At 65.6% G+C, this 8,209-nt stretch carries 6 protein-coding genes and 1 tRNA gene; 3 read left to right on the plus strand and 4 right to left on the minus strand.

The genetic code is table 11. The features are described from left to right. Positions 1-2,640: UPF0182 family protein (locus DSP71_RS19765; protein ID WP_258546570.1), on the plus strand; the 2,640-nt coding region annotated here is incomplete at its 5' end. Between the two features lies 1 nt (position 2,641). Then, a complete protein-coding gene (locus DSP71_RS19770; RefSeq protein ID WP_113681868.1) occupies positions 2,642-2,986 on the plus strand; it encodes a heat-shock protein HtpX in 345 nt (114 codons plus the stop codon). A 633-nt stretch (positions 2,987-3,619) separates the two neighbouring features. On the opposite strand, the gene DSP71_RS19775 is transcribed toward DSP71_RS19770, so the two are convergent. The 3 genes from DSP71_RS19775 to DSP71_RS19785 all read right to left on the minus strand — a co-directional run bounded on the left by DSP71_RS19775 (position 3,620) and on the right by DSP71_RS19785 (position 5,971). Continuing rightward, a complete protein-coding gene (locus DSP71_RS19775) occupies positions 3,620-4,714 on the minus strand; it encodes an acyl-CoA desaturase (protein ID WP_113681869.1) in 1,095 nt (364 codons plus the stop codon). A 25-nt stretch (positions 4,715-4,739) separates the two neighbouring features. After that, positions 4,740-5,171 (minus strand): hypothetical protein, encoded by a 432-nt coding sequence (locus DSP71_RS19780; protein WP_257021960.1) that lies wholly within the window; start codon positions 5,169-5,171, stop codon positions 4,740-4,742. A 726-nt stretch (positions 5,172-5,897) separates the two neighbouring features. Next, positions 5,898-5,971 (minus strand) — tRNA-Met (locus DSP71_RS19785). A 95-nt stretch (positions 5,972-6,066) separates the two neighbouring features. Here DSP71_RS19785 and DSP71_RS19790 point away from each other — a divergent pair. Beyond that, positions 6,067-6,882, plus strand: a complete 816-nt coding sequence (locus DSP71_RS19790; RefSeq protein ID WP_113681870.1) for a carbon-nitrogen hydrolase family protein — start codon at positions 6,067-6,069, stop codon at positions 6,880-6,882. Here the strand turns inward: DSP71_RS19790 and DSP71_RS19795 are convergent. Then, positions 6,879-8,084 (minus strand): aminotransferase class I/II-fold pyridoxal phosphate-dependent enzyme, encoded by a 1,206-nt coding sequence (locus DSP71_RS19795; RefSeq protein ID WP_061015801.1) that lies wholly within the window; start codon positions 8,082-8,084, stop codon positions 6,879-6,881. The two genes, DSP71_RS19790 and DSP71_RS19795, sit on opposite strands and share 4 nt — an antisense overlap. Between the last annotated feature and the right edge of the window lie 125 nt (positions 8,085-8,209).

Here is an 8,209-nt window from a genome sequence, read left to right on the forward strand (position 1 = left end):
CCCGTGTACGTCCGGCTCAGTTCGCAGCTGGATCGCTACCAGGAGGTCATCGAACCGCTCCGTCGCCTGGCGATGTGGGGCATGCCGATCTTCTTCGGTCTCTTCGCCGGTTTCGCTGCCGCCGGGCAGTGGAAGACGGTCTGGCTCTGGGCCAACGGTGTGGCGACGTCCGACGTCGACCCCCAGTTCGGCATCGACACCGGCTTCTACATGTTCGCGATGCCGTTCTACTCGATCCTGCTCGCGTTCGTCTCCGCGGTGCTCCTGCTCTCGCTGCTGGTGACCGCGCTGGTGTCGTACCTGTACGGCTCTGTGCGCATCGGCCAGGGCGAGCTGCGCATCTCGAAGCCCGCCCGCATCCAGCTCGCGGTGATCGCCGGCCTCTACCTGCTCGTGCAGGCCGCCAGCCTCTGGCTCGACCAGTACAAGACCCTCGTCGAGCCCGACGACCGCATCACCGGTGCGGCCTACACGGGCGTCAACGCGACGATCCCCGGTCTCGCGATCCTCGCCATCATCGCCGCCGTCGTGGCGATACTCTTCTTCGTCACCGCCGTCATCGGGCGCTGGCGCTTCCCGCTGGCGGCGACCGCCCTGCTGATCGTGGCATCGCTCGTCGTGGGCATCGGTTACCCCTGGGTCGTCACCACGTTCCAGGTGAAGCCGAACCAGAACGCCTACCAGGCCGAGTACTACCAGCGGAACATCGACGGCACCAAGGAGGCGTACGGGGTGGCAGACCTCGAGACCACGCCGTTCGCCGCCAAGACGGACGCCGAGGCCGGCCAGCTGCGCGCAGACGCCGAGACCACCGCTTCGACGCGCATCATGGACCCGAAGGTGATCCCGCCGACGGTGCGTCAGCTCGAGCAGTACCGCGGCTATTACCAGTTCCAGACCACGATGGACGTGGACCGCTACGAGATCGACGGCAAGATGCAGGACACCGTGGTGTCTGTGCGCGACCTCGACATGTCGGGCCTCGGCGACGGCGACAACTGGAACAACCGTGTCGCGGTGTACACGCACGGCTACGGTCTCGTGGCCGCCGCGGGCAACCAGCGCACCACCGACGGCGAGCCCGTGTTCCTCGAGCGCGGCATCCCGACCTCGGGCTTCCTGTCCGACCGCGAGAACTTCGAACCGCGTGTGTACTTCGGCGAGAACTCGCCCGAGTACTCGATCGTCGGCGCCCCCAAGGGCTCCGAGCCCGCGGAGATCGACTACCCGCGCGGCAAGGACGGCTCGAGCGAGACGAAGACCACGTTCGAGGGCGACGGCGGTCCGAAGATCGGCGACACCTTCACGAAGCTGCTCTACGCGCTGAAGTTCCAGTCCGAGCAGATCCTGTTCTCGAACCTCGTCAACGAGGACTCGCAGATCCTCTACGACCGCGACCCCAAGACGCGCGTCCAGAAGGTCGCGCCGTACCTCGAGCTCGACAGCGACCCGTACCCGAGCGTGGTGGACGGCCGTATCGTCTGGATCGTCGACGGCTACACGACCAGCCAGACCTACCCGTACTCGACGAGCGTGAGCCTGTCGGACGCGATCGCCGACTCCAACATCCCGTCGCCGACGCTCGCCATCGACGACATCAACTACATCCGCAACTCGGTCAAGGCGACCGTGGACGCGTATGACGGTTCGGTGACGCTGTACGCGTGGGACGACGAGGACCCGGTGCTGAAGACCTGGCAGAAGGTCTACCCGTCGACGCTGAAGCCGATCAGCGAGATGTCCGGTGAGCTCATGAGTCACGTGCGCTACCCGACCGACCTGTTCAAGGTGCAGCGCGACATCCTCGGCGTCTACCACGTCGACAAGGCCGGATCGTTCGCTCAGCAGGACAACCGCTGGCAGACGCCGAACGATCCGCGCAGCGAGTCGATGTTGCAGCCGCCGTACTACCTGACCATGCAGATGCCGGGTCAGGACGCCCCGAGATTCTCGATGTTCTCCACGTTCATCCCGAACTCGCAGGGCGCGGGAGGAAGCCGTGACGTGCTCATGGGCTACCTCGCGGTGGATTCCGATGCGGGGTCGGAGAAGGGCGTGAAGGCGGACGGCTACGGCCAGCTGCGCATGCTCGAGATCGACACCGACACCACGGTCCCCGGTCCCGGCCAGGTGCAGAACACGTACAACTCCGACACGTCGGTGGTCCCCCAGCTCAACCTGCTCCAGCAGGGGGAGTCCGAGGTCATCTACGGAAACCTGTTGACGCTGCCCGTCGGTGGCGGTCTGCTCTACGTGCAGCCCGTCTACGTACAGTCGTCCGAGGGAACCCAGCTGCCGCGACTGCAGAAGGTGCTCGTGGCGTTCGGTGATCGCGTCGCGTTCGAGAACACGCTCACGGAAGCGCTCGACACGCTGTTCGGCGGTGATTCCGGTGCGACCGGCGGTGACGACACGGTGGAGCCGGATCCGAACGCCGAGGTCCCGGACACCGGAGAGGTCCCCACGGAGCCCTCGCAGCCCACGGACGCCCAAGCGGACGCACTGGCGGCCGCTCAGGCGGCCCTGGTCGACCGCGAGACCGCGCTCAAGGCGGGTGACCTCGCGAAGTTCGCCGAGGCCGACGAGCGCCTCACTGCCGCGGTCCAGAAGCTGATCGAGCTGGACTCCGCGGGCAACTGACCTGCGGCAACGATTCGAATGGGCGTCCCTCGGGGCGCCCATTCGTGTCTCGACCCCCGCCGGGTCCATACCGGCCGATCAGATCAATCCGATCGCGGTGGACGCCATGGCCGAGCTCGGTATCGACATCGCGGCGGAGGCGCCGAAGGTGCTCACCACCGAAGCCGTCCAGGCGTCGGACGTCGTGATCACGATGGGATGCGGAGATGCCTGCCCCCTCTTCCCAGGGAAGCGCTACGAGGACTGGAAGCTCGATGACCCCGCAGGGCAGGGCATCGAAGCGGTCCGTCCCATCCGCGACGACATCCGCACCCGGATCGAGCGCCTGGTGGCCGAACTCCTCTGACTCGCTGCCCGCTGCGGCTGATGCGGTTCAGGATGAACAGAGAAAGCGAAAGGCTCTCTGAACTGGATTTCTCCGAGTCAGAGGGGCTGTCGTTTGTTGCGGGGCCAGGATTTGGACCTGCGACCTCCGGGAGCCAGGCGCCCCTACTACAAAGCTTGTGCTGGTTTGCGCAATCTTTGGCTGACCGGGTCTCTCCGTGGGGTCATCCAATCAGCGCAAATCACCGCGAATCAGGCATAGCGTCCGATTTCTGTCGAGCGAATGTGTCGAGCTTTCGCCCTCGCGCGTCAGCGGCGTCCCCTGGGCCCTCTGTCGGCACTCGCGCCTCGATCACGGAGAACTGCGGGCTATCGAGCAGCCGCCACCCATCAGACACCTCGCCCCAGACATGGCGCTCAGCGTTGGTAATGTGGACAGGTTCCGCATCCGTCGATCTTCTCAGACGCGCGGAACGCGCTTGGCTAGGACCTAACTCATACTGGCGCACGATTCGACTGGACCTGAACATATCTTCAGTTGTCCGGTGTTCCGGGGATGGCTGGAGCGCACGCACGGCCTGATATCGATACTTCGCCATTCAAAACCTCCCCGGGAGCGCGAGGCCGCTGTTGTCGATGGCGTCGATGATGTGGTCTACGCGCCGATGGCAGTCCGCGTCTGGATGAGCGGGCAGGTGAAGACGTCGCGTTCTCCTAGTCCGACACGGTTGATGTAGCGGACCACGATTCTGTAGGACGTGAGCAGTCCGACCTGAGCGTACGGCACCCCGTTGTCGTGACAGTACGCGGCGACGATGGGGGCCGCGCGACGCAGATGCGGGCGCGGCATCGAGGGAAAGAGGTGGTGTTCGATCTGATAGTTCAGGCCCCCCATGAGCACGTCTAGGGCACGGCTTCCGTGAACGTTGCGGCTCATCATCACTTGGCGGCGGAGGAAGTCCAGTTTCATGTCGCGCGGCACGATGGGCATGCCCTTGTGGTTCGGCGCGAACGAGATGCCCATGTAGAACCCGAACAACCCCAGCTGGACAGCAAGGAACACGAACGCTATCCCTGGGGAGAGCACCACGAACACCAGCAGCAAGTACCCTCCGATCCGGACTGTCAGGAAGAGGATCTCCGCCCACCGCCGCGGAAGCTTGCCAGCCGAGAGAACGCGCCGAACGCCCGACGCATGCAACGACAGCCCCTCAAGCAGCAGGATCGGAAAGAAGAGCAGGCCTTGATGCCCGCGCAACCATCGCAACACGGGACTGCGGTGCCTCGCCGTAGTCTCCGGCGTGACGGCGATCACGGGCAGTTCGATATCCGGATCAGCATCGAGCTTGTTCGGGTTGGCGTGGTGGCGAGTGTGTTTGTGCTGCCACCACCCGTAGCTCATGCCCACGAGCAGGTCCCCGAGGACGATGCTCACCCAATCGTTCCACTTCCCTGAAGAGAAGATCTGCCGGTGCGCGGCATCATGCCCCAAGAACGCGATCTGAGTGAACACGACCGCCAGTGCCGCCGCGGTGACCAGCTGCCACCACGACTCACCGATCCACACAAACGCTGCGAGGCACGCCGCGACGACCACCGGAGCTGCGATCAGCTTCGTCCAGTAGTACCCATAGCGGCGTCGTAGGAGACCTCGGTCCCGGACTTGCTGTGCGAGATCTGTAAACGGGCTCGCGACCCGTTGTCCCGCGTCCGAACGGTCGCGGAGATATGTGCTGCGGACGGTAGTCATGATGACCTCCAGGCGGATGTGTCCGCTAGCTGCGGGCGGCGCCGCCCTCGCTGATCCAATCATCTGCACGCGCTGAGGTATCGCCATCCGTGTTCGGGGTGCTGGAGGAGAAAGTGACCGACTCCGCCAACGCCGCAACGGCGGCAGCGCGTGCCTGCTCCCGCTCGGATGCATCGTTGAGCCTCGCGGACGCGACCTCGCGCTCGGCGCGAATCGTTGCAGTCATGTCCGACAGGTGTTCGGCGATGACCTGTGCGAGGCCGTCACGGAGCTCTTCCAGGTTCGTGTTGTAAATCTCGAGGCGTCGATCCGAGACGTGCAACTCGACGGTGGGATACCCCTTCGTCGACAAGTAATCGCGGGTGGTGCCGTCATGGATCGCGGTGACTTCGTCGCGATCTGCCTGGCGGGTGAACACCGCTTCCACGGTGTAACGGTCGGGCGCTTCGTCGGTCATCAGCTTCGCCGGCAGAGATCCGACGAGCACCGTCCCCAGCCCGAGTGGGGATCGTTCTTCAGTTGTGTACTCATTTGCCGACGGTACGCTCTCAAGCTGTACGCGCTCACAGGTACGTTTCTCCGGCCACCCCGAGGTGCCACCTCGAAGGGTCTCGCACTGCAGGCACACGCTACGGTGCCACCCAAGTCCCCTGCAGTAGTTGGAAGGCGTTGATCACGGGGGTGTAGCGGGGGTATCGCGGGTGTACGGTTCGGACTAGAGCGCGGCCCGAACTTCTGGGGAGTTTGGAGGCGTCGTTCTGGTCGGCGGGGCTCTTACTAGCAGTGCGATGGAGCTCTCCTCGTGAGGGCCCTTCCGCTGTTTGCAAACCCTGTTCTCGCAAGGTGCGTCCGCCGCTCAGGGGACCCCAGACCCGCGACGGGCGCACCGCCTGAGGTCGGCCAGCAGCTATACAACGTTCCGTCGAGTCGCCGTGTCGCGCGTTCACGGAAGCATGTGACTATCTCAGCCAGAATCGTTTGAAGATGACTCTCGCCCGGCACGATGCGTTGGATCGGGAACATCACGGAGTGGAGGAGCCTGCTGATCTCGCTGTGCTGCACTTCGCTGCTGTCCACCCGGACCGTGAGCCGATGGCTGCATATTCTCGACCGAATCTGTCGAGTCGTGCGCGATTCAAAAGGTGAAGGCCCCGAGATCGTAGTGATCTCGGGGCCTATCTTGTTGCGGGGACAGGATTTGAACCTGCGACCTCCGGGTTATGAGCCCGGCGAGCTACCGAACTGCTCCACCCCGCGGCACAAGAAGAAACTTATCACGGATTCCGGGGTCGGTCTAATCGAGGGGCCCTCCGGACGGGGCCCCGGGCGTGTCGATGCGCGAGGATGGAGACATGTCCGAGACCGCAGCCGTCCCCGTCGCCGTGTGCCAGTTCGCGCCGACCGCATCCCGAGCCGACAATCGTGAACGGATAGCCGAGCTGACATCAGCTGCGGCTGCGCGCGGCGCGAAGCTGATCGTGTTCCCGGAGTACTCCAGCTACTTCGTGGACCCGATGGACGAGAGCCTGGTGGCGAACGCGGAAGAACTCGACGGGGAGTTCGTCTCGACGCTGACGGCGCTGGCGGGGGAGTACGCGGTCGTGATCGTCGCCGGCCTCGCCGAACGGGCATCCGACGAGCGGCGGGTCCGGAACACGGTCGTGGCGGTGCGAGGCGACGGCGTGCTCGCGGTCTACCGCAAGCAGCACCTCTACGACGCGTTCGGGCAGACGGAGTCCGATTGGGTCGAGCCCGGCGAGGTGGGAGTCGCGGCCACCTTCGACCTGGTCGGTCTGCGGTTCGGGCTCATGACCTGCTACGACCTCCGATTCCCGGAGGTCGCCCGCTCTCTCGTCGACGCGGAGGCCGACGTCCTGGTCGTGCCGGCGGAGTGGGTGAGAGGTCCGCTCAAGGAGCACCACTGGACGACACTGCTCGCCGCGCGCGCGATCGAGAACACCGTGTACGTGCTCGCGGCCGACCATCCGACGCCTATCGGTGTCGGGCACTCGCAGATCGTCGACCCCCAGGGCGTCGTGCTCGCCGGAGTGGGCACCGGCCCGGGGATCGCGGTCGCCGCCGTGGAGCGGGACATGATCGAGCGCGTCCGCGTGACCAACCCCTCGCTGCGGGCACGACGGTATGTCGTCGAGCCCGTGCGGGCCTAGCGGCCGGACAGAGCGGCGAGGCGGGTCGCCGCCTCCTCGAGCACCTCGACGCGCTTGCAGGCGGCGAATCGCACCAGACCCGAGTACTCGCTCCTGTGTGCAGCGGAGACGAACGCCGTGAGCGGGATCGCCACGACACCGGCGCGCTCCGGCAGGGCCCGGCAGAATGCAGCGGCGTCTCCTCCACCCAGGCCGGTCGCGTCGGCGACGGTGAAGTAGCCGCCCTGCGGGGCGTGCACGGTGAAGCCCGCCGCGCGCAGACCATCGCCGAGGATCCCGTGTTTGCGTGCAAGCAACGCTGCGGAGTCGGCGAAGTACGCGTCGTCCATCCGCAACCCCACCGCGACGGCGGGCTGGAAGGGCGAGCCGTTCACATACGTCAGATACTGCTTCACGGTCAGTACTGCGGTGATCAGGGCGGAAGGCCCGTGCACCCACCCGATCTTCCATCCCGTCGCGGAGAAGGTCTTCCCGGCGGACGAGATCGTGAGCGTGCGGTCGGCGGCTCCGGGAAGGGTGGCGATCGGCGTGTGCGGGGCATGGAACGCCAGATGCTCGTACACCTCGTCTGTGACGATGATCGCATCGTGCTTCTCCGCCAGGCGCACCACCTCCTCGAGCACATCGCGCCCGAAGACCGCGCCCGTCGGGTTGTGCGGGTCGTTGACGAGGATGATCCTGGTGCGGTCGTTCACGGTCGCGGCGAGGCGCTCGAGGTCGGGCTGGAAGTCCGGAGCCCGCAACGGCACCGTGCGAAGGGCTGCCCCTGCGAGGGCCACGGCGGCCGCGTACGAGTCGTAGTAGGGCTCGAACACGACCACCTCGTCCTCGGGGCCGTCGATGAGCGCCAGGAGGGTCGCGGTGAGAGCCTCGGTCGCCCCTGCGGTCACGATCACCTCGGTGGCCGGATCGACCGAGAGCCCGTAGAAGCGCTGCTGATGCGCGCTGATGGCTTCGAGGAGATCGGGGATGCCGCGACCGGGCGGATACTGATTCGCTCCGCTCGCGATGGCCGCTCGTGCGGCCTCCAGAACCTCGGCGGGACCGTCCTCGTCGGGGAAGCCCTGCCCGAGATTGATGGCACCGGTTCTGGCCGCTGCCGCCGACATCTCTGCGAAGATGGTGGGCGCGACGGTTCCGTCCGCAGCGAGCAGACCTGCACCCGCTGCCGTGCGTCGCCATGCGCCGGGAATGACACTCATGAAGAACAGGCTAAGGCCATAGCTGAAACTCATCCTCGACATAAGGAACGCACAGATACAGGCGTCATTCTGAAATGGTCGTCGAAGGAGCACACACCATGAACGAAGACAACCCCCAGGACCAG

The sequence above is a fragment of the Microbacterium sp. H6 genome (assembly GCF_003314775.1).
Lineage (GTDB): Bacteria > Actinomycetota > Actinomycetes > Actinomycetales > Microbacteriaceae > Microbacterium > Microbacterium oxydans.

Excerpts from the sequence above, each read along its gene's own strand:
- DSP71_RS19775 (WP_113681869.1), bottom strand. The coding sequence starts at position 4,714 with ATGACTACCGTCCGCAGCACATATCTCCGCGACCGTTCGGACGCGGGA.
- DSP71_RS19780 (WP_257021960.1), bottom strand. The coding sequence starts at position 5,171 with ATGACCGACGAAGCGCCCGACCGTTACACCGTGGAAGCGGTGTTCACC.
- DSP71_RS19790 (WP_113681870.1), top strand. The coding sequence starts at position 6,067 with ATGTCCGAGACCGCAGCCGTCCCCGTCGCCGTGTGCCAGTTCGCGCCG.
- DSP71_RS19795 (WP_061015801.1), bottom strand. The coding sequence starts at position 8,084 with ATGAGTGTCATTCCCGGCGCATGGCGACGCACGGCAGCGGGTGCAGGT.